Annotated in this window: 22 protein-coding genes; 12 read left to right on the top strand and 10 right to left on the bottom strand. The window is 70.3% G+C overall.

Translation table 11 applies throughout. The features are described 5' to 3' along the window. Nucleotides 1–90: 90 nt before the first annotated feature. The 5 genes from glmU to P1K31_RS02600 all read left to right on the top strand — a co-directional run bounded on the left by glmU (nt 91) and on the right by P1K31_RS02600 (nt 2,831). Nucleotides 91–1,329: a bifunctional sugar-1-phosphate nucleotidylyltransferase/acetyltransferase gene (glmU, locus tag P1K31_RS02580; protein ID WP_276304714.1), complete on the top strand. Its 1,239-nt coding sequence runs from the start codon at nt 91–93 to the stop codon at nt 1,327–1,329. Between the two features lie 30 nt (nt 1,330–1,359). After that, nucleotides 1,360–1,521 (top strand): hypothetical protein, encoded by a 162-nt coding sequence (locus tag P1K31_RS02585; RefSeq protein WP_276304715.1) that lies wholly within the window; start codon nt 1,360–1,362, stop codon nt 1,519–1,521. 315 nt (nt 1,522–1,836) lie between these two features. Then, entirely contained in the window at nt 1,837–2,028 is a 192-nt protein-coding gene (locus P1K31_RS02590) for a DUF7576 family protein (protein ID WP_276304716.1), read from the top strand. 382 nt (nt 2,029–2,410) lie between these two features. Beyond that, nucleotides 2,411–2,602, top strand: coding sequence for a hypothetical protein (locus P1K31_RS02595; RefSeq protein WP_276304717.1), 192 nt, complete (start codon nt 2,411–2,413; stop codon nt 2,600–2,602). 85 nt (nt 2,603–2,687) lie between these two features. Continuing rightward, nucleotides 2,688–2,831: an SDR family oxidoreductase gene (locus P1K31_RS02600; RefSeq protein WP_276304718.1), complete on the top strand. Its 144-nt coding sequence runs from the start codon at nt 2,688–2,690 to the stop codon at nt 2,829–2,831. 12 nt (nt 2,832–2,843) lie between these two features. Here the strand turns inward: P1K31_RS02600 and P1K31_RS02605 are convergent, their stop codons facing one another. From P1K31_RS02605 to P1K31_RS02615, 3 genes are all read right to left on the bottom strand, one after another. Then, on the bottom strand, nt 2,844–3,563 hold the full coding sequence (locus tag P1K31_RS02605) for a ferritin-like domain-containing protein (RefSeq protein ID WP_276304719.1): 720 nt from the start codon (nt 3,561–3,563) through the stop codon (nt 2,844–2,846). A gap of 146 nt (nt 3,564–3,709) precedes the next feature. Next, a complete protein-coding gene (locus P1K31_RS02610; RefSeq protein WP_276304720.1) occupies nt 3,710–4,021 on the bottom strand; it encodes a DUF8036 family membrane protein in 312 nt (103 codons plus the stop codon). A gap of 67 nt (nt 4,022–4,088) precedes the next feature. Then, nucleotides 4,089–4,412, bottom strand: coding sequence for an ArsR/SmtB family transcription factor (locus P1K31_RS02615; RefSeq protein ID WP_276304721.1), 324 nt, complete (start codon nt 4,410–4,412; stop codon nt 4,089–4,091). Between the two features lie 103 nt (nt 4,413–4,515). On the opposite strand from P1K31_RS02615, the gene P1K31_RS02620 reads away from it, so the two are divergent. Further along, nucleotides 4,516–5,826: a 5'-deoxyadenosine deaminase gene (locus P1K31_RS02620; RefSeq protein ID WP_276304722.1), complete on the top strand. Its 1,311-nt coding sequence runs from the start codon at nt 4,516–4,518 to the stop codon at nt 5,824–5,826. Between the two features lie 57 nt (nt 5,827–5,883). Here the strand turns inward: P1K31_RS02620 and P1K31_RS02625 are convergent, their stop codons facing one another. Then, nucleotides 5,884–6,585, bottom strand: coding sequence for a helix-turn-helix domain-containing protein (locus P1K31_RS02625; protein WP_276304723.1), 702 nt, complete (start codon nt 6,583–6,585; stop codon nt 5,884–5,886). A 104-nt stretch (nt 6,586–6,689) separates the two neighbouring features. On the opposite strand from P1K31_RS02625, the gene P1K31_RS02630 reads away from it, so the two are divergent. The 5 genes from P1K31_RS02630 (at nt 6,690) to P1K31_RS02650 (ending at nt 12,758) form a co-directional block, all read left to right on the top strand. Continuing rightward, on the top strand, nt 6,690–8,354 hold the full coding sequence (locus tag P1K31_RS02630) for an ABC transporter substrate-binding protein (protein ID WP_276304724.1): 1,665 nt from the start codon (nt 6,690–6,692) through the stop codon (nt 8,352–8,354). 1 nt (nt 8,355) lies between these two features. Then, nucleotides 8,356–9,306, top strand: a complete 951-nt coding sequence (locus P1K31_RS02635; protein ID WP_276304725.1) for an ABC transporter permease — start codon at nt 8,356–8,358, stop codon at nt 9,304–9,306. Beyond that, nucleotides 9,306–10,304, top strand: a complete 999-nt coding sequence (locus P1K31_RS02640) for an ABC transporter permease (protein WP_276304726.1) — start codon at nt 9,306–9,308, stop codon at nt 10,302–10,304. Before P1K31_RS02635 ends, P1K31_RS02640 begins: the two co-directional genes overlap by 1 nt. A gap of 64 nt (nt 10,305–10,368) precedes the next feature. After that, nucleotides 10,369–11,403, top strand: coding sequence for an ABC transporter ATP-binding protein (locus tag P1K31_RS02645; protein ID WP_276304727.1), 1,035 nt, complete (start codon nt 10,369–10,371; stop codon nt 11,401–11,403). Further along, nucleotides 11,400–12,758, top strand: coding sequence for an ABC transporter ATP-binding protein (locus tag P1K31_RS02650; RefSeq protein ID WP_276304728.1), 1,359 nt, complete (start codon nt 11,400–11,402; stop codon nt 12,756–12,758). Before P1K31_RS02645 ends, P1K31_RS02650 begins: the two co-directional genes overlap by 4 nt. Nucleotides 12,759–12,784: 26 nt before the next feature. Here P1K31_RS02650 and P1K31_RS02655 read toward each other — a convergent pair whose 3' ends face one another. Beyond that, nucleotides 12,785–13,435 carry a DUF1028 domain-containing protein gene (locus tag P1K31_RS02655; protein ID WP_276304729.1) on the bottom strand — a complete coding sequence of 217 codons (651 nt, stop codon included), beginning with the start codon at nt 13,433–13,435 and terminating at the stop codon, nt 12,785–12,787. A 190-nt stretch (nt 13,436–13,625) separates the two neighbouring features. On the opposite strand from P1K31_RS02655, the gene P1K31_RS02660 reads away from it, so the two are divergent. Then, nucleotides 13,626–15,248, top strand: coding sequence for a gamma-glutamyltransferase family protein (locus tag P1K31_RS02660; protein ID WP_276304730.1), 1,623 nt, complete (start codon nt 13,626–13,628; stop codon nt 15,246–15,248). Between the two features lie 86 nt (nt 15,249–15,334). Here the strand turns inward: P1K31_RS02660 and P1K31_RS02665 are convergent, their stop codons facing one another. From P1K31_RS02665 to glpK, 5 genes are all read right to left on the bottom strand, one after another. Further along, nucleotides 15,335–16,252, bottom strand: a complete 918-nt coding sequence (locus P1K31_RS02665) for a mechanosensitive ion channel family protein (RefSeq protein WP_276304731.1) — start codon at nt 16,250–16,252, stop codon at nt 15,335–15,337. 153 nt (nt 16,253–16,405) lie between these two features. Further along, nucleotides 16,406–16,834, bottom strand: a complete 429-nt coding sequence (locus P1K31_RS02670; protein WP_276304732.1) for a universal stress protein — start codon at nt 16,832–16,834, stop codon at nt 16,406–16,408. Between the two features lie 58 nt (nt 16,835–16,892). After that, a complete protein-coding gene (locus tag P1K31_RS02675) occupies nt 16,893–18,059 on the bottom strand; it encodes an AAA family ATPase (protein WP_276304733.1) in 1,167 nt (388 codons plus the stop codon). Nucleotides 18,060–18,138: 79 nt separating this feature from the next. Further along, nucleotides 18,139–19,218 carry a DUF7973 family transport facilitator gene (locus P1K31_RS02680; RefSeq protein ID WP_276304734.1) on the bottom strand — a complete coding sequence of 360 codons (1,080 nt, stop codon included), beginning with the start codon at nt 19,216–19,218 and terminating at the stop codon, nt 18,139–18,141. Beyond that, nucleotides 19,219–20,760, bottom strand: a complete 1,542-nt coding sequence (glpK, locus tag P1K31_RS02685; RefSeq protein WP_276304735.1) for a glycerol kinase GlpK — start codon at nt 20,758–20,760, stop codon at nt 19,219–19,221. It abuts the gene before it with no gap. Nucleotides 20,761–20,927 lie beyond the last annotated feature (167 nt).

Consider the following 20,927-nt stretch of genomic DNA (forward strand, 5'->3'; position numbering starts at 1 on the left):
CCGAGGGCGATCCAGAGCGACTTCGGAGTATAATCCTTTCGCCCGTCGACGCCCAGAAAAGCATAACCGGGTGGCCCGAAGAGTGGCGGTATGCAGGCTGTGATTCTCGCCGCAGGCGAGGGTACTCGGATGCGCCCGCTGACCCACTCGACCCCGAAGCCGATGCTCCCGGTGGCCGACCGACCGCTGGTCGCGCACACGGCCGACTGCGCCGTCCGGGCCGGCGCGGAGGAACTCCTGATCGTCGTCGGGTACGAGGCCGACGACGTCCGCGAGTACTTCGGCGAGGAGTACGCGGGGGTCCCCGTCCGTTTCGCCGTACAGGAGGAACAGTTGGGGACGGGCCACGCGGTCAACTGCGCCCGGGAGTACATCGACGGCGACTTCGCGGTCCTCTACGGCGACAACCTCTACGACGCCCCGAGCGTCGAACGGCTGTTCGAGCGCGGCCCCTCCGTCGCGGCGTATCGGGTCGAGAACCCGACGAACTACGGGGTGTTGACGCTGGGCGACGAGACGCCACGCGCCTCTGACCGGTCGAGCGAGCGGGGGACCGACCCGCGAGACGACGCGCGCGTGGTCGACATCGTCGAGAAGCCCGCCGACCCGCCGACCGACCTCGCGAACGCCGGCGCGTACGTCTTCCCCGCCGAGGCGCGCGACTGGCTCGACGTGCCGAAGAGCGAGCGGGGCGAACACGAGTTCACCGACGTGCTCGCGCGCGTCGTCGACGAGCACGAGGTGCGGGCCGTCCAGGTCGAGCGCTGGATGGACGTCGGCCGCCCCTGGGAGCTGTTAGAGGCCAACGAGTGGAAGCTCTCGGAACTGGAACCGCGCGTCGACGGGGAGGTGCGTGGCGACGCCGACCTGCGCGGCCCCGTCGTCGTCGAGGAGGGCGCGGTCGTCGAGGCGGGCGTCGTGATCGAGGGGCCGGCGCTGATCCGCTCGGGCGCGAGCGTCGGACCGAACGCCTACGTCCGCGGGGCGACGCTCGTCGGCGAGCGCTGTCACGTCGGTCACGCCGTCGAACTCAAGAACAGCGTCGTCATGCGCGACGCGAACGTCCCCCACCTCTCCTACGTCGGCGACAGCCTGCTCGGTCCCGGCGTGAACCTGGGCGCGGGGACGAACGTGGCGAACCTCCGGCACGACGGCGGCGACGTGAGGCAGACCGTCAAGGGCGAGCGCGTCTCGACCGGGCGGCGCAAGTACGGCGTCGTCGCGGGCGATGGCGCGAAGACGGGCATCAACACCTCGCTGTCGCCGGGCGTGGTGCTCTCGCCCGGCGCGACCACGACCCCCGGCGAGTCGGTCACCCGCGACCGGTAGGACGTCCGCCCCGCCGTCCGTGGTCCGTCCATGCTCGACACGCCAGACCTCTCCGGACGGGTCGCGTTCGTCACGGGCACCACCCGCCCCATCGGGAAGGCGCTCACGCCCTTGCTGGCCGACTGCGAGGCGACCGTCGTCTCGTCCGGGAAGACCACCGAGGCGGACGCGACGGCCCTCCCGGGAGCGTAGTAGCGGACCCCGCGCGAGATCCGCGAGTGCGGCGTCGACCCTCTGCGACACCGTCCACGAGATCGATCGCCGGGAGCCGAGCGAGCGCACGTGGAACGCCTCCTACGGCGAGGAGGTGCTGCGCGCGGCGGGCGTCGGGGACCTCTCGCGGTGCGCCGTCGTGGAGGGGGCGATCCCGATCCGAACTCGGCGCAGTTGTTCGATCCGACGTTCGACCGCGAGGCGTGATCGCGTGACCGACACTATAAGTGCTCGTGGGACGTTCCCACGGCTCATGCGACGCTCGCCCGCGTCTTCCGGGGAGGTGCCCCGCTGATGGTCGACCCGACGTCGGACCTCGGGGAGGAGGTCGACGAGTCGAACGCCCCGCGGTGTGCCGTCTGCGACCGACCGATAGTCCGGGATCCGACCCACCGCGTCGTCACGTGGATCGACGACGGGCGCATCGAGGTGGCTCACTTCTGCGGGCCGGAGTGCCGCGAAGCGTGGTCGGGTCTCCCGGGTTAATTTCGTCTTTAATCGGAGTGTATCGATATAACTCACCGATTCCGACGGCCGGTACAACTAAGACATCGGTCCGAGAACACCGACTTGGCTTCCACCGGAGTTACCGAGTAACGGGAGCCACCCCCGGCGCGAGTCGGGACCCCCACCTGTGACTGGGTGCGGCGGCATCGCCTGGCTCAACTGCGATGCCGTCCGCACACTCACACATCGTTTCGATGGAGTGACGACACCGGCGCGCCCGAACCGTCTTCCGAGGCTTCGCCGTCGGTCGTTTTAATCGGTCAATAACGGGGCGACACGCCGCTTGAGCGCGTCCATAACGACCCACTCATTCGCGTTCGTGTGAAATTAACTATGCCGGATACGGACGTTGCCGTCGGTGATGGATACGCTCGTCGGCGGTCTCGCGTTCGCGGCCGTCGTACTCGAACTCGTCGGCGTCGTCGGCCTGGCCGTCGCGGGCCTGACCGTCAGCGCGGCGGCCGCGCTCTGGGCCGCCGCGCTCGGCCTCATCCTCGTCGCCCGGATCTACGAACGCGTGGCCGGACCGTTCCCGCGCCCCGGACGCGCCTGACCCGCGCGCCCGGCCTCCACCCGTTCGCCGTCTATGACTGTATTCGACCCCTGTGGATACCGCGTAGGCTCGTCCCGGTCGGCGCGTGACGTCACGACGTGAAGAATGCTCGAAGGCGGGGACGCCGGGGAACGTGGCGAAGGCCGCCCTGTTTCTCGTGAGTGACCGCTCCGCCTCCGTCAACGGGGAGTCGCTCGTCCTCGACGGCCGGATGTCGAGCACGCAGTGACCGCCCCCGTCGTCACTCGTCGCTGACGATGAACTGTCCGGCGGCGGCGAGGACCTCCTCCATCGTCTTCGCCGGGTCGAAGGCGTCGGGGTACGGCAGGCGGTACTCGTGGAGGTTGAGGTAGCCGGCGTGGCGCGCCTCGACGCTGTGGATGCTGAGCGCCGCCGAGAGCAGGTCCTTGTTGTCGATCATGGGGGCGGCACCGGCGTACGCCGCCACCCCGAGGTTCTCGAAGGTCCGCGCGAGGCCGACGAACCCGTTCACGTCGTCGTACGGGAAGTCGTACTCCGCCTCCTGGACGGGGGTGCCGCCGAGTTTCTCGACCGTCTGGGAGATGACGTCCACGTGGGCCTTCTCGTCGTCGCGGATCCTCTCGAAGCGCTGGTAGGTCCCGTAGCGCGGCCGCGGGCTGTTGAAGATCATCGCGCCGGGACTGTAGACGCCCTCGAAGTCCTCCTCGTCGAAGGTCTGCAGCGCGTCGCGGTAGAACGCGTGTTCGAGGTGTTCGAGCGTCAGCGCGTAGTTCAGGATCTCGACGTCGCTCGGATCGTCGTCCGATCCCTCGCCGTCGGCGGCCGCGGCCAGGCCGGTGCCGCCGAACGAGAGTAGCGCCGCCCCGCCACCGATCTTCGCTGCCGTCGAGAGGAAGCCACGCCTGTCGGTTCCGAGGTCCGTTCCGTCGTCGATACCCGATCCCTGCGTTCCGTCGAGTTCGCTGGTAGAGTCCTTCATAGTCGTGCGCGGTAGTGCGCCGACTGATGGGACGGAATGTCGGAACGTCAACGTTTTCCGAACTGGGACCGAAATTCGGCTGTATTTCCTCGCGGGACAGTCACGTAATCGGTAGACTTCGGCGTGGCAGGGCGAGGGGAGCGCCGTCAGTCCCACGTGGTCCACAGCAGGACGCCGATCGCGACGAACTCGAGGACGCGGAGGCTCAGCATGGCGATCTGCGCCGGGCGGGGGACGAGCGTCGGGTCCGCGACCCAGGGGGTCAACACGGGGTGGAACGCGAAGAAGTAGAGCGCGAGGGCGTTCTCGCCGAGCAGGAACACGCCGAACAGCGACAGCCCGAGGGTGTGTTTCGAGCGGAACTGCAGGTAGTTGCGGACCCAGACGTAGAGGAGGGCAACGAGGAGGACGAGGTTCACCCCGAGCGTTACCCGCATGAGGTCGATCAGTGCGCTCATAGCGATCCCTCGACGGTCGCTGCCGACGGACGCTCTCCTGTCGGGGTCATGGTTCCTTCCTGTTCAGTCATGAGTCGGTGTCACTCTCCGTATCGGTTTCGGCTCGCTCCTCGCCGTCGTCCACCTCCTGGAGGATCGACTCGACGACGTCCCACTGCTGTCGCACGCGCGGCGACGGGAGGTACACTGCGCCGTAGCCGTCGCCGCCGGTCACGAGGATGTCGTTGTCGACGAGAACGTCGAGGTGGTGGCGGATCGTCTCGTAGTGGAGGTTGAGCGACTCCGCGAGCTGGTTCGCGTTTCTCGGCCGCTCGTCGAGCGTCCGGAGGATTCGCGCGCGGTTGGGCCCGCCGCGAGTCCCCGTGAGCACGTACCAGAGAGCCGCCTCCATCGACTCCCCCTTCGTACCGAAGGGTAAAGAACGCACACGGTCCGTCACTCCTACGGATCAAAGCTGACTTCACGACGCTCCGACTCGGAGAGAGCGGAGACTGATGATTCTCACAGGAACGGTGCTCGTCGATTCGAGCACCGTCGTCGAGGACGGGGCGGTCGTCGTCGAGGGATCGCGGATCGCGGCGGTCGGTCCCCGCGAGGACCTCCTGGATCGGTATCCCGACCGCGAGCGGGGGGAGTACGACCTGCTCATGCCGGGGCTCGTCGGCGGGCACGTCCACTCCGTCCAGAGCCTCGGGCGGGGCATCGCCGACGACGCGGAACTGCTCGACTGGCTGTTCGACTACGTCCTGCCGATGGAGGCGTCGCTCTCGGCCGAGGAGATGCGCGCCGCCGCCGAACTGGGCTACCTCGAACTGATCGAGAGCGGCACCACCACGGCCGTCGACCACCTCTCGGTCGCCCACGCGGACGCCGCCTTCGAGGCGGCCGGCGAGATGGGGATCCGGGGCCTGCTCGGGAAGGTGATGATGGACAAGCGAGCGCCCGAGGGGCTGCTCGAGGACACCGAGACGGCACTGACGGAGTCCGAGCGGCTCATCCGGGACTATCACGACACCCGCGGCGGGCGCATCCGCTACGCGCTGACGCCGCGCTTCGCCGTCTCCTGCACCGAGGAGTGCCTCCGTGGCGCGCGCGAACTGGCCGACCGCTACGACGGCGTGCGCATCCACACCCACGCCAGCGAGAACCGTAGCGAGATCGAGACCGTCGAGCAGGACACCGGGATGCGCAACGTCCACTGGCTCCACGAGGTCGGCCTCACGGGCGAGGACGTGGTGCTCGCTCACTGCGTCTGGACCGACGAGACGGAGCGCGAGGTGCTGGCGGAGACCGGCACCAACGTGACGTACTGCCCGTCCTCGAACATGAAACTCGCCTCTGGGATCGCGCCGGTCGCGGACTACCTCGACCGGGGGATCAACGTCGCGCTGGGCAACGACGGCCCGCCGTGCAACAACACCCTCGATCCGTTCACCGAGATGCGCCAGGCCAGCCTCCTCCAGAAGGTGGACCGGCTCGACGCGACGGCGACGCCCGCGCGGGTCGTCTTCGAGATGGCGACGCGAAACGGCGCGCGGGCGGCGGGCTTCGAGCGCGTCGGCGCGCTCCGGGAGGGCTGGCGCGCGGACGTGATCGGCCTGACGACCGACGTCACGCGCGCGACGCCGACGTACGACCCTTACTCGCACGCCGTCTTCGCAGCCCACGCTGACGACGTGCGGTTCACGATGGTCGACGGCGAGATCCTCCAGGAACGCGGCGAGGTAGTCGTCGCGGACGCCGACGCGATCCGGGCGCGCGCCCGCGAGATCGCGGCGTCGCTCGCCGACCGGCTCGACGCCTGACCGCCCGGCTCCGCGCGCTCCGACGGGCGCGACTCCCCCGTCGGAGGCCGAGAGCCGTCACCGTCGGGCGGCGGGTCGGTCGAGGTGGTCCGCCATCTCGCGCATGACCTTGTGCTCCGCGCGCTTCAGGTGCTCCCACGTCGTCGTGGGGGCGATCCCGACCTCCTCGCCGATCTCCTCGATGGTCGACTCGCGCTGCACCCGGTAGTAGCCGCGCTCGATGGCGGTTGCGAGCACCTCCCGCTGTCGGGACGTGAGTTCGCGGACGAGTTCCGTCACGTCGAGTTGCTCGTTGACGTCGATATCGCTCAACTCGACGCTCCTGACCAGCCGCGTCTCGTTGCCCGCCCCCTCGATCGCCCCGACGATGGTAGGGAGGTCGTCGTCGTCGCCGAGGTAGAGCGTCCACCGCTCCCAGCCGGCGGTGATGGTCGTCCCGTTCCGGTAGTGGATGCCCATGTCCGAGAGGCGCTCGGAGATGCTGTCCCACTTGTACGCGTCGTAGGTCATCGCCACGAACACGCGCTCGCGGTTCACGGGCGAGAGCGGTTCGAGCGCGAGGATCGGGTCCGCCTCGCCGAACTCGTCGAGGAACGCCGGGATGACGGCCGGATCGCCGCTGACCTCGATGATGCGCTTCCTGCTCGCCGTCCGGCCGGTCATCGACGAGCGCGACTGGAGGGTCACCTCCGGGTACCTCGCGCTGATGTCGCTCTCCGGTTCGCCGTGGTGGCGGATCAGGAGGATCACTTCCCTCACGCGCTCCCACCGGACGGATCGGCGTCCCCCTGCTGTCGCAGGCCCATGACACCGAGTATATTCGGCCCCATCATAATGGGACACGTTCTCACAGTACTTGCCGTATGACATCCAGCGACTCGGACACGTCCCGGTTCGCGCCGGAGGATCTGAGCGGCCCGACGATCGACAGGCGGACGACCCTGAAGCTGCTCGGCGCGGCGGGGATGGCCGGCCTCGCCGGCTGCCTCGGCGGCGACGGCGGAAGCGGCGGCGACGGCAACGGGAGCGGCGGCGGTGGGTCCGGCGGGACGGGCGGCCGCCTCCGGGCGGGGTGGTTCACCGGGAGCATCGACGTGCTCGATCCGCCCTACATCAGCGTCGGCCAGTACTTCCAGGTGGCGGCGAACGTCTTCAGCGGCCTCGTCACGCTGAAGAAGGACCTCACCATCCGCGGCGACCTCGCGAGGGACTGGACCGTCGAGAACGGCGGCGCGACGATCCGCTTCGACCTGCGGAAGGGGGTGACGTTCCACGACGGCTCCGAGTTCACCGCCGCCGACGTGAAGTACACGATAGAGCGGACCATCTCGGAGGAGGCACCCGCGGCGTCGAAGCTGAGTACGCTCAAACCCGTCGACGAGGACGGCGTCGTCGTCGACGGCGACTACGCGGTGACGCTCAACTTCGAGGAGCCGATGGCCCCCGCGCTCGTCTACCTCACGCGCGGCCCCGGACGGGCGGCCACGATCGTCTCGAAGACGGCCATCGAGGAGATGGGTGCCGAGGCCTACAGGACCGAGCCCGTCGGCACGGGACCGTTCCAGGTGCGCGAACACCAGGTCGGTTCGAAGCTCGTCCTCGACGCCTTCGACGACTACTTCGAGACCGACGAGGACGGCAACGCGCTTCCCTACCTCGACGGCATCGACGTGAAGCCCATCCCGGAGGCGGCGACGCTCGTCAACGCCCTCAGGAGCGGCGAGATCGACTTCGCCAACCTCGTGCCGCTGCAGAACCTGGACCAGGTCGAGGGCGCGAGCGGCGTCACCGCCTCCGTCTCGCCGGGCGTGAACTGGTACGGCTTCGCCATGAACGAGACGAAGGAGGTCTTCTCCTCGCGGAAGGGCCGCCTGGGGATCGCGAAGCTCATCGACAACGAACAGTTCGTCGAGACGGCCTACTTCGGCAACGCGCTCCCGGACACCGGCCCGATCAACAAGGCGACCGAGTGGGCGTGGCGCGACGAGAAGCCCTCGATCCAGGATCACGATCCGGATGCGGGGAAACAGCTCGTCGAGGAGGCGGGCATCGCGGGGGCGAGCTTCTCCATCCTGACCGCGCAGGGCGACACCCGCGCCGCGAAGGCGATGCGACAGCAGTTGAACGCCGCCGGCTTCGACGTCGAGATCGAGCAGGTCACCTCCTCGACCTACTGGGAGCGCTACGAGAAACTCGACTACGACACGACCATCAGCGGGAGCGTCGGCGATCCCGACCCGGACCAGTCGCTGTACAACTTCTATCGGCTGCCCGACGACGGGGGCGTCTGGAACTGGGTGAACTTCGAGGACGAGCGGGTCCACGAGCTGCTGGCGGAGCAGCGCCGCGAGCTGGACCGGAAGAAGCGCACGGAGATCCTCCACGAACTCGAGGATCGGCTGATCGAGCAGGTCCCGCACGCCTACCTCATGCACCAGAACGACATCGCCGCCCACACTGACCGCGTGAAGGGGTTCTCTCACATCCCGTTCATGCGGAACTTCCATACGGTGCGGTTGGACGGCTAGCATGCGCCGGTACATCGCAAAGCGCGTCGCACACGCCCTGTTCGTCATGTGGCTCGTCGCCACGACGGTCTTCTTCGGCCTCCGGGCGATCCCCGGCGGCCCCGTCCAGACCATGCTGGGCCAGGAGGCGACGCCGGAGGCGAAGCGCGCCCTGCGCGACCAGCTGGGGCTCAACGACCCCCTCCCCGTCCAGTACGCCGACTTCATGCTCGACCTGCTGACGTTCGACTTCGGCCAGAGCATCACCACGAGCCAGTCGGTCGCCACGCTCGTCGGACAGGCCGCGCCGCGGACGTTCTCCGTCGCGCTCGTGGCCGTCGTCGTGGGGCTCGCCGTCGCCGTCCCGGCGGGTATCGTGAGCGCGACCAGGAAGCGCCAGCCCGTCGACTACGTCGCCACCGTCGGCGCGTTCCTCGGGCTGTCGATGCCGGCGTTCTTCGTCGGGATCCTGCTCGCGCTGGTGTTCGGCGTCTGGCTCGACCTCCTGCCGATCGTCGGGCTGCCCACCGAGGAGGGGTTCGTCCCGTGGTTCGAGCACATCGTCCTCCCCGGGATCGCCGTGGGGCTCCCCTACGGCGCGGTCGTGATGCGGATGATGCGCTCGTCGCTCCTCGAGGTGCTCGACGAGCCGTACATGAAGACCGCCCTCGCGAAGGGCGTCGGGTCGCGCACCCGGCTGTACAAGCACGCGCTGCAGAACGCGCTCATCCCGGTCGTCACCGTCGCGGGCATCCAGCTCGCGCTCGTGCTCGTCGGGAGCGTCACGGTCGAACTCGTCTTCAGCATCCAGGGGCTCGGTCGCCTGCTCGTGGACTCGATGCTCGACCGCAACTACCCAGTCACGCAGGTCGTCATCCTGCTCGTCGCGGGCGTGCTCGTGTTCACCAACCTCGTCGTGGACATCGCCTACACCGCCATCGATCCGCGCATCCGCTATGGAGGTGAGGGGTGATGAGTTCCGACACCTCCGCGGGTCCCGGCTTCGGCGAGCGCGGGGAGTTCGGCCCCGGCGAGATGCCCCCCGAGTACGAGCGCCCCGAGCGGACCGAGGAGCACCGGAGCACGCGCCAGCGCCTGGCCGAGGGGATCCTCGGCGACAAGCTGGCGCTGTTCGGCGCGGTCGTCATCGTCGTCTTCGTGCTCACCGCGGCGCTCGCGCCGGTCGTCGCGCCCCACGACCCCGAGGCGACGTTCGGCTTCTTCAAGGAACCGGGGTCGTACTCGGCGGGCGACTTCGACGGCGACGGCGAGACCGAGCGCGTCTTCCACGCGCTCGGGACCGACTCGTTCGGCCACGACATCCTGACGCGGCTCGTCTACGGCGCGCGCGTCTCGCTGCTCGTGGCGATGGCGACGCTCGCCGTCGCGTTCACCCTGGGGACGACCATCGGCGTCCTCGCGGGCTACTACGGCGGCTGGATCGACAGCCTGCTGATGCGCTACGTGGACTTCCAGTGGGCCTTCCCCGAACTCATCCTCGGGGTGGCGATCATCGCGCTCTCGGGCGGGCTTGGCGTCGTCAACGTCGTCATCGCCATCGGCATCGCGTACATCGACGACTTCGCCCGGCTCGTCCGGGGGGAGGTGCTCTCGCTGCGGGAGGCCGAGTACGTCACCGCCGCCCGCGCCGTCGGGATGTCCGACCGCCGGATCATGCTGCGCGAGATGCTGCCCAACGCCGTCGCGCCGCTGATCGTGCAGGCGACGCTGATGATCCCGCTCGCCATCCTCGCGGAGGCCGGCCTGTCGTTTCTCGGCCTCGGCGTGAAGCCCACCACGCCGACGTGGGGGCTGCTGCTCTCCGACGGGCGGCAGTTCATCGAGCGGGCCTGGTGGATCTCCGTGATCCCCGGGCTGGCGATCATGGTCACCGTGCTGGCGTTCAACACCTTCGGCGACGGCCTGCGCGACGCTTTCGACGTCGACCACGGGGAGGTGGAGGAGCGATGACCGGGACCGCGACGACGTCGCGCCGTCACCTTCCCGATCGCGGAGACCGCGCGGGGTGGTCGCCGTGACGCTCCTCGAGATCGAGGGTCTGCGGACGCAGTTCCCCACCGATCGCGGCGTCGTGCACGCCGTCGACGGCGTGGACCTGACCGTCGAGTCCGGCGAGATCGTCGGCCTCGTCGGGGAGTCCGGGTCGGGAAAGAGCGTCCTCGCCCAGAGCGTCCTCGGCATCGTCGACGCGCCGGGACAGATCGCGGGCGGCGACGTCCGCCTCGACGGCGAGTCGCTGCTCGAAAAGGGCGAGGCGGAACTGCGGGAACTTCGCGGCGGACGGGTCTCGATGGTGTTTCAGGACCCGATGAACAGCCTCAACCCGACGCTCACCGTCGGCGAGCAGATCGCGGAGACGGTCCGCCTCCACCAGGACGTAGACGAGTCCGTCTCCCTCCCCGCCGAGGTCAAGCGCAAGATCCTCGGTGCCGCGAGAGACGGCGAGGCGTGGCGGCGTGCCATCGAGATGCTGGAGGCGGTTCAGATCCCCGAACCGGCGGCCCGCGCGCGGGACTACCCCCACGAGTTCTCCGGCGGGATGCGCCAGCGGGCGATGATCGCCATGGCGCTCGCCTGCGAGCCGGACCTGCTCATCGCGGACGAGCCGACGACCGCCCTCGACGTGACCATCCAGGCGCAGATCCTCGACGAACTGCGGGACCTGAAGGACGCCTTCGACACGTCCGTCCTGTTCATCACGCACGACCTCGCGGTCGTCGCCGAGCTCTGCGACCGCGTGGCGGTGATGTACGCGGGCGAGATCGTAGAGCGCGGCCCCGCCGACGAACTGTTCGCGGACCCGCGACACCCCTACACCCAGGGGCTCATCGCGAGCACGCCCCGCCTCGACGACCCCGAGGCGGACGTCCGGCCGATCGAGGGGTACGTCCCGGACCTCATCGACATCCCCTACGCCTGTCACTTCGCGCCGCGCTGTCCGGAATCGACGCGCGAGTGCTTCGAACGCGATCCCGACTTCCGACCCGTCGGCGGGGACGGCCACGAGGCGGCCTGTCTCCGTCGCGGCCCCGGGGGTGATCGACCGTGACCGACGCCGAACGCCGCGACGCTGACGGACGGCCCCCGCTGCTCGAGGTCGAGGGGCTGAAGAAACACTTCGACCAGTCCGACGGGCTACTCGACCGAGTCGTCGGATCGTCGTCGTCGGTGAAGGCGGTCGACGGCGTGGACCTCGCGATCCGTGAGGGCGAGACCCTCGCCGTCGTCGGCGAGTCGGGCTGCGGGAAGAGCACGCTGGGGCTGACGGTGCTCAACCTCCACGACGCGACGGCCGGGAGCGTCCGCTACCGCGGCGAGGAACTGGCGGGGCTCTCCCAGCGGGCGATGCGCCCGTACCGCCGCGACCTGCAGATGGTGTTCCAGGACCCGCTCGCGTCGCTCAACCCCCGCCAGACCGTCGGCCAGATCCTCACGGCCCCGATGGAGGTCCACGGCATCGGCGGGAGCGACGCCGACCGGACCGAGCGCGCCAAGGAGCTGCTGGAGCGGGTCGGCCTGCGGGCGAGTCACCTGGACCGCCACCCGAGGCAGTTCTCCGGCGGGCAGCAGCAGCGCGTCGGCATCGCCCGCGCGCTCGCGGTCGAGCCGGACCTGATCGTGGCCGACGAGCCCGTCTCCGCGCTCGACGTGAGCGTCCAGGCGCAGATCCTGGACCTGCTCTCGGACCTCAAGGAGGAGTTCGACCTCTCGCTGCTGTTCATCACGCACGACCTGAGCGTCGTCCGACACATCGCGGACCGCGTGGCCGTGATGTACCTCGGGCGGATCGTCGAGACGGCACCGGTCGAGGCGCTGTTCGACGATCCACAGCACCCCTACACGGAGGCGTTGCTCTCCTCGGTGCCGCGGATCGACCCCGAGGCGCGGCGCGAGCGCGTCGTCCTCCGGGGGGCGGTCCCGTCGCCGCTCGATCCGCCGTCGGGCTGCCGCTTCCACACGCGCTGTCCGGCGATCGTCCCGCCCGCGGACTGGCCGGGGGACCAGGGGGCGTTCCGCCGGGCGTTCACCTTCCGCACGCGCGTCGAGGACGGCGCTCTCGACCCGGAGGCCGTGGCGGCGCAACTGGCGGCGGCGGGACGACCGACGGACGACGCGTCGGTCGCGTCGGCGGTCGTCGAACAGTCGCTCCCCGGCGACCGCGGCGACCTCCCTGAGGAGGCCGCGGAGGCGGTCGAGGCGGCCGCGCGGGCGGTCGTCGCCGGCGACGAGGAGGAGGCGACGCGCGTCGTCCACGCGGCGTTCCCCTCGCCGTGCGCCGACGAGGCCCCCGAGCGCGTCCCGCTCGGGCCGGACCGCGCCGCGGACTGTCACCGCGTGGAGCCGACGGACGGGGCGGACGCGGAACCGACCGACGCGTCGGGCGTGTCGGTCGAGAATCCCTGATTCGCGCCGCGAATCGCCCGATGCGTTCAGTCGAAGATCCGCGACTTCTTCGCCTCGGTGAACGTCTCGCTCGCCTCGCGGGCCGCCTCGTAGACGCGGCGGAGTTCCGCGATCGGCACCTCGTGCTCGTCCACGCGCAGGTCGTGGTAGATCGTCGTCTCCGGAGCCTTGACCTTCAGCGCGGCGGAGGTGTGCCCCCGCTCGTCGCCGCCCGCCTCCCTGCCCGCCGCGAGCGCGCCGACGAGCCGTTCGCCGATCGGGCCGTCGCCGTCGACGTAGGCCGCCGCGGCGGCGTGGAGGGTCTCCTCCCCGACGAGCATGTTCCCGGCGGCGGTGACGCCGCGCTCCTCGTCGACGACGTGGCCGCACCACCCCTCGCAGCCCTCGCCGGTGTGGGCGAACGCCGTCCCACGGGCGTCGACGCCGTGGACCTGCCGCAACTCGGCGTGGTCGTCCCGCGCGAGCAGCCCCGAGAGCGCGTCGTCGACGGCGAGGTCGGGCAGCAGGGCGACGCCCCGCCGCCCGAGGCGAACGTTGACGAAGCTCTGGGTGCTGATGGCCCCCTCGTGGCTCGCGCAGGGGGCGAGCGCGCCCACGGCGGGCGCGTCGGTCGCGACGGCGACGCCGAAGGCCGCGCCGTCGTCGGTCTCCTCACGGACGCAGATGGAGAACGTCACGACGCGACTCGGAGGCCGCGGGACACATATACTGTCGGATCCCCGTCCGCGGGGGGCAGGGACGCGGGGCGTCGAACCCCTCGACACGGGGGCGTAACGCCGGTTGAACGCCCCCGAACCGCCCCCGTATCCGTCCCAACCGAAACTATTCGGCCCGCGGCTTTCGGCGGTTTGCGTGAATTTAACGCGCATGCCAACGGTAGATCTGGACAGATTCAACTCGCGCCGCTCGACGGTCTACGGCCAGCGCGGGATCGTCGCCACCAGCCAGCCGCTCGCGTCCCAGGCCGGGATCACCGTCCTCCAGCGTGGGGGGAACGCGTTCGACGCGGCCGTCGCCACCGCGGCGGCGCTGAACGTCGTCGAACCCACGAGCACGGGCCTCGGCGGGGACGTGTTCGCACTCTACCGGACGGCGGACGACGACGTCGGCGCGATGCGCAGCTGCGGCGGCGCGCCCGCCGCCGCGACCCGCGAGCGCGTCCGGGAGGCGGTCGCAGCGGAGGCGGGCGTCGATCACGCGGACGCGACGATGCCCGAGCGCGGCGCGCACACCGTCACCGTCCCCGGCACCGCCCGCGGCTGGGAACTGACCGTCGAGCGGTTCGGCCGCCTCTCGATGGAGGAGGTGCTCGCGCCCGCGATCCGGTACGCGACCGAGGGGTACCCCGTCACCGAGGTCGTCGCCGCCCAGTGGCGTCACGGCGAGGAGCTGTTCGCCGACGAGCACGCCCGCGAGGCCTACCTCCCGGGCGGTCGCGCGCCGACGGTCGGCGAGCGCGTCCGCCTCCCGGACCTCGGGCGGTCGCTCCGGCGCGTCGCCGACGAGGGCGCGGACGTCGTCTACGAGGGCGACATCGCCGAGCGGATCGTCACCGAGGTGCGGGCCAAGGGCGGCCTCCTCGCCGCGGACGACCTCGCGTCGTTCGAACCGGAGCTGCTCGATCCCGTGAGCACGACGTACAACGGCGCGGAGGTGTATGAGCTCCCGCCGAACAACCAGGGGCTCGTCGTCCTCGAGGCGCTCAACATCGCGGGGGTGCGCGACGCCGCCCGACACCCGCTTCACTCCCCCGAGCGCGTCCACGAGTTCGCCGAGGCGACGAAGCTCGCCTTCCACGACGGCCACCACTACATCACCGACCCCGACTACGAGGAGATCCCTCCACTCGGCTCGATGGAGTACGCCCGGCGGCGCGCGCGCGAACTCGACGGCGAGGGGCTCGCTGACGCCTCCTTCGGCGTCCCCGGGGCGCGCGCCGAGGACGCGGACACGGTGCTCCTGTGCGTCGCCGACGACGAGGGCAACGTCGTCTCCTACATCAACTCCCGGTTCGCGGGCTTCGGGAGCGGTCTCGTCGCCGGCGACACGGGCATCGCGCTCCAGAACCGCGGCGCGTCGTTCTCGCTCGACGCGGACCATCCCAACCGCCTCGCGCCGGGCAAGCGTCCGTTCCACACGCTCATCCCCGGCCTCGCCCGCTTCGGCGACGACGACTGGGCGGCCTTCGGCGTCATGGGCGGCTACATGCAGCCCCAGGGCCACGTACAGGTGATCTCGAACCTCGTGGACTACGACCTCTCGCTGCAGGCGGCACTCGACGAACCGCGGTGGCGCTACCGCGAGGACGACACGCTCGCGCTCGAGGAGCGCGTCGCCGACGGCATCGCGCCGAAGCTCGTCCGGAAGGGCCACGACGTGCGGACCCTTCCGGCCTCGCAGTTCGGCGGGGCGCAGATCGTCCGCAACGAGGAGGGGATCCTCTCGGGGGCGACCGAGCCGCGCAAGGACGGTCTCGCGGTCGGGTACTGACGGAGCGGCCGTCCTCGAGACGCCTCGCACCTACCGGCCGCCGACCGACGCTCCCGACGACTGACGCGGCCCGGTCGCTCTCGCTCTTAGTCGTTCGCGCGTGCGGCTGATTCCTGTTCGATCACCCCGCCCACGTCGATGCTGCCGGTGAGTTCGCGATGGGGGTACGGCATGTCGATCCCCTCGGCGTCGAGGCGCTCCTTCACCGCCCGGACGAAGTCGGACTGCACCCCCACGAGGTCGCCGCGGGAGGGATCGGCGATCCAGAAGCGCGCCTGGAGGCCGACGGCCGAGTCGCCCAGTTCGGTGACGCGAACCGACGGCTCCGGGTCGTCGAGGACGCCCTCGACCGCCGCCGCCTCCTCCAGGATGGCCCGCGTCGCGCGGCCGATGTCGTCGTCGTAGCCGATGCCGAAGACGAACGTCCGCCGGAGCGTGTCGTACGCGACCGGGTTCGTGAGGGCGTTGTTCGCCAGTTCGGAGTTCGGGACGGTGATCCGCTCGTTGTCGAAGGTCCGCACGCGCGTCACGCGCAGGTCGATGTCCTCGACGACGCCCTCCATGCCGTTCCACTCGATCCAGTCGCCGATCTCGAACGGCCGGTCCTTCAGGATGAAGACCCCGGCGACGAAGTTGCTGAGCAGGTCCTGGGCGGCAAAGCCGAGCGCCAGCGCCAGCGCGCCGCCGACGGTCGCGAACGCCGCGAGGAACACCCCGAACCCCGCGACGGTGAACGCGACCGCGATCGCCGCGAACAGGACGCCGACGCCGACGACGTTCTCCGCGAGGCTTCGGATCGTGGGATCGAAGTCGCGGGCGCGCATCGCGCGGTTGGTCAGCGGGACGAGCAGGAGGCGACCGAGGAGGTAGACGACGACGAAGGCGGCGACGAACGCGACGACGTCGCCGATGAGGCCGCCGTACGTCTCGACGGCCGCCGCCGGACTGTCGGGGATCAGGTCGCCGGACTGTAACAGCGCCGTGGAGTGCGTTCCGAAGCTCATAAACAGAGCGCGGGCGACGCGCGGCGGACGGGGACGTTCGTTCGACTCCGGCCTCCCGCCGCACCTCGATCCGCGTTCGGCCCTCGTTACTCACGAGTACGATAAAGTAGCGATGCATCCGGCGGGTGTTTCCGAGAACGCGTCCCCGACCCGCTACTCCTCGTCCATCCGGACCGTCAGCACGGGCACCGACGCCGTCCGGACGACCTTCTCGGTGACGCTCCCGAGGAGGTAGCGGTCGAGTCCGCGCCGCCCGTGGGTCGCCATCACGATCAGGTCGACGCCCTCGTCGTCGGCGTAGTCGAGTATCGAGGGGTGGGGTTCGCCCTGTACCACCTCGCCGACGGCGGAGACGCCCCGCGCCCGGACCGTCTCGACCGTCTCGCCGACGACGCGCTCGCCCTCCTCCTCGAGGGCGTCGACCACCTCGCCGCCGAGGACCGTCAGGCTGTCGCGGTTCGTGTCGGCGACGTAGAGCACGTGGACCGTCGCGTCGGACAGTTCGGCGAGCGAGAGCGCGTAGTCGAGCGCGTCGTCCGCCCCCTCGCTTCCGTCCGTCGGGAAGAGAATCCGTTCGTACATCGCTGTCGCGTGCACCCTCGTTCGAAACGCGCTTAACTGCACCGGACGGGGCGTCGGTTCACGCCGCGTCGTACAGTCGCCGGAACGCGAGCGTCGAGAACCGCGGTTCGAGGCGGCTCGGCGGCCGCCCCCGGCCGGAGTCCGCCGCGACCGCGACGCGGTCGAGGATGCCGTCCTCGGCGAGTTCGTACAGCACCCGCGTGACGGTCCCGACGGAGAGCGCCACGTCGGGGGCGGCCGCGATCGCCTCCGCGGTGACCCCGACCGACGTCCGCTGTTCGGCGTCGAGCGTCACGAGGTGCCTGAGGACGATCCGCCGGGCGTCGGAGAGCGCGAGGACGCGGCCGATGGGGACGCCGCCGCGCGGCACCGCCGCCATCCCGGCCTCGACGTGGTCGTCGTCCAGGCGATCCGCCCCCGCCGCCAGCGCGGCGTCGACCGCGCAGAACAGCGCACAGAGCGCGTCGTGGGCGTTCCCGTCGCCCCACGACGCGATGCAGGCGAGCTGTTCGTGGCGGACCGCGCGCGCGGCCAGTCCGCGGGAGGCGCGCGCCGTCAGGACGTCCTCCAGTGCGTGCCGGTCGTACGCCGGCACCTCGACGACCCGTCCGGGGTCCCACCCGTCGTCGGGGGGCTCCCGTCCGACGCAGACGGTCGCAACCGACCCGGAGATCGGGGCGAACTGCTCGGTCGCGAACGACGCCGGGTACGTCTCGGGTTCGCCGACGTGATCGACGACGACGAGGACGCGCCGGTTCCGCCGGGAGAGCCACTCGTCGAGGCGCTCCCTGAGTGCGTCGGTTCGGACGCCGCCGCGCGGGATGGGGTCGTCGGAGAGCGCGTCGAGCACCGCGTAGTAGAGCCCGAACGCGCTGTTGGCCTCGCGGGCGTCCACGTACTCGACGGCGAGCGACGGCGCGGCCGCGCCGCCTCGGGTCGTCGTGTAGATCGCCCGGTGCCCCCCGACGACGAGCCGCGAGAGGTGATCGACGAGCGCGGTGACGAGCGCCGACTTCCCGCTTCCCGCCGGCCCCCAGAGGTAGCTGTCGGCCGGGAGTCCGTCCTCGAAGATGGGGGCGACGGCGTCGAGCAGTCGCTCGAGGACGGGGCCGCGACCGACCGGTTCGTCGAGGTGCGCGAGCGGGTTCACCGCGTCGTCGTCGCGCACGAGTCGGGCGTCCCCGTTGGTCCGCTGTCGTCTCAGGATGCGTTCCTCGAAGTCCATCTACGGTAGGTGTGGTGAGATCGATCGCGCGGGGTGACGGCACCGGGCGTCCGGCCCGTCAGCCGCGCGGCGTCAGGGGTCAGGGCAGCGGCACCCAGACGCTCTGCGGGAAGACGCCGAGTATCGCGAGCACCGCGACGAGGAACGTCCCGAAGACGATGCCGGCCGCGGGCGGGTCCCAGTGGGTGTCGCCGTGCGCGTAGAAGACGCGCTGGAACAGCTCGCCGAACAGCGCGCAGATCAGCCCGAAGGCCGCGCCGACGACGAGGACGGTAACCATCGACACCTCCGCGATGGGCGTCCCCTGCGGGACGAGCGCCAGCGCCGCCGTGCTCGCGGGGAGCGACATGTGGTGCGTGACGGGGATGTTCGCCACCCCGAGGTTGAGAAAGACGAGGCTCGCCGCGCTGATGCCGAACGCGAGGAACGGACTCTCGGTCACGTAGGCGGTGTACGCGGCGAGCACCCCGACGACCGCGCCGATCGCGGCCACGTTCGGCCACTTGTACTGGTGGGGGAGCCACGGCTCGACGAGCAGCCGCGAGTTCTCGGCTCCGCCGTCGGTGGCGTGCTCGCCCATGACGCGAAGCTCCTCCCGCTCGAACGGCTTCATGTTCAGCAGTCCCTGCGAGGTGTCCCCGATGATGGGGTAGCCGAAGGCGACGCGGTGGACGAGCGCCGAGAGGACGACGCCCATCGCGATGGGGTCCCACGGGAGCGAGAGCGCGCCGGAGAGCGTGGCGATCCAGTAGCCGACGATCCCGAAGATCCCGCCGACCGCGAGCACGTCCGGCTTCGTCCCGAGCGCGTAGGGGATGTCCTTCGCGGGGTGGTAGTCGAAGCCGGGGTCGTCGATGTACCCCTTGCGGGCGGCGTAGGCGGTCGCCGCAGCGCCCGCCGCGAAGCTGATGTGGGGACCGAAGACGGGGCCGAACGCGATCGAGCCGGTGATGCCGACGGCCTCGAGTTCGGCGGGGTCGAGGCCGCCGACGTCGGCGACGGCCTTACCGAGGATGTTGGCCGCCTCCCCCGCGATGACCATGAACCCCGTGAAGATGAACGCGGGGAGCGCGCCGAGCGCCGCGCCGAACGCGCCGCCGGCGAACGCCGCGATGAGCATCTCCAGCGCCCAGAGCCCCGAGAGGTCGATCTGCGCCATTCAGTCACCCCCGTCGGTCGCCCAGCCGCGCGAGCAGTCCACCGCGTCCATCCAGCGGGCGTGCAGGCCGTCCGCTTCCGCCGCGGCCATCTCCGGGGTGAACTCGCGGTCGATCTGCCAGTTGTCCCGCAGTTCGTCCACGGTCTCCCAGTAGCCGACCGCGAGGCCGGCGGCGTAGGCGGCCCCGAGCGCCGTCGTCTCGTCCACCTCGGGGCGGACGATGTCGGTCCCGACGATGTCGGACTGGAGCTGACAGAGGAAGTTGTTCTTCACGGCACCGCCGTCGACGCGGAGCGTCCCCATCTCGATGCCGGAGTCGGCCTCCATCGCCTCCGCGACGTCGCGGGTCTGGTACGCGATGGACTCGAGCGTCGCGCGGACGAGGTGCTCCTTGCGGGTGCCGCGGGTCAGCCCCACGACGGTGCCGCGGGCGCGGCCGTCCCAGTGGGGTGCGCCGAGGCCCGTGAACGCGGGGACGAGGTAGACGCCGTCGGTCGAGTCGACGCTCCGGGCGAGCGTCTCCGTCTCGGCCGGGTTGTCGATGAGTTCGATGTCCTCGAGCCACTGGATCGCCGCGCCGGTGATGAAGATGGCCCCCTCAAGCGCGTACTGGACGGGTTCGCCCGAGCGCTGGAAACCGACGGTGGTCAGCAGTCCGTGGTCGCTCTCGACGGGCTCGTCGCCGGTGTTCATCAGGAAGAACGAGCCCGTCCCGTAGGTGTTCTTCGCCGTTCCGGCGTCGAAGCAGGTCTGGCCGAACAGGGCGGCCTGCTGGTCGCCGAGCGCGCCCGCGACGGGGATCTCCGCGTCGAGGAAGCCGTTTGGGTCGGTGTGGCCGTAGTAGTCGGCGTCGCTCGACGGGCGCACCTCGGGCAGCGTGGCCGCGGGGACGCCGAACTCCGAGAGGAGCTCCTCGTCCCACTCCATGTCGTGGATGTTGTACAGCATCGTCCGGGAGGCGTTCGTCACGTCGGTGACGTGGTTCCCGGTGAGCTTGTCGATGAGCCACGCGTCGATCGTCCCGAAGCGGATCTCCCCCGCCTCCGCGCGGTCGCGCACGTCCTCGGGACGGGCGCGCTGAAGCTTGATGGGGTCGGCGTTGTCGAGCAGCCACTCGGCCTTCGTCGCGGAGAAGTAGGCGTCGACCTCCAGTCCGGTCTTCTCGCGGATGGTGCCGGCCATGCCCGCCTCCTGGAGCTCCTCGACGCGGTCGGTCGTCCGGCGGTCCTGCCAGACGATGGCGTTGTGGACGGGGTGGCCGGTTTCGGCGTCCCAGAGGAGCGTCGTCTCGCGCTGGTTGGTGATGCCGAGCGCGGCGAGCTGGTCGGCTTCGAGGCCCGCCTCCGCGAGCGCCCGCGTGACGACCGTCTTCGTGTTCTCCCATATCTCGACCGGGTCGTGTTCGACCCAGCCCGGTTCCGGGTAGATCTGTTCGTGCGTCTCGTAGGCGTTCGCGACGACCCTGCCGCCGTGGTCGAAGACCATGAACCGCGTTCCGGTCGTCCCCTGGTCGATGGCACCGATGTATGTCTCGTCTTGCACTGTGGGTCACCTCCGTAGAAGCGCCGCGGCGGACCGTGACGCCGCTCGCCCCCGGTGCGACGATCGATTATTTATCGCCGCACGGTCTACGATGGTAAACAATATTGAATATCGTTATAAATCTTCCTCACGGCCGCCGACAGATACGGCCTGATACGGGCGATCTG

Source organism: Halomarina halobia (assembly GCF_029338575.1).
Taxonomy (GTDB): domain Archaea; phylum Halobacteriota; class Halobacteria; order Halobacteriales; family Haloarculaceae; genus Halomarina; species Halomarina halobia.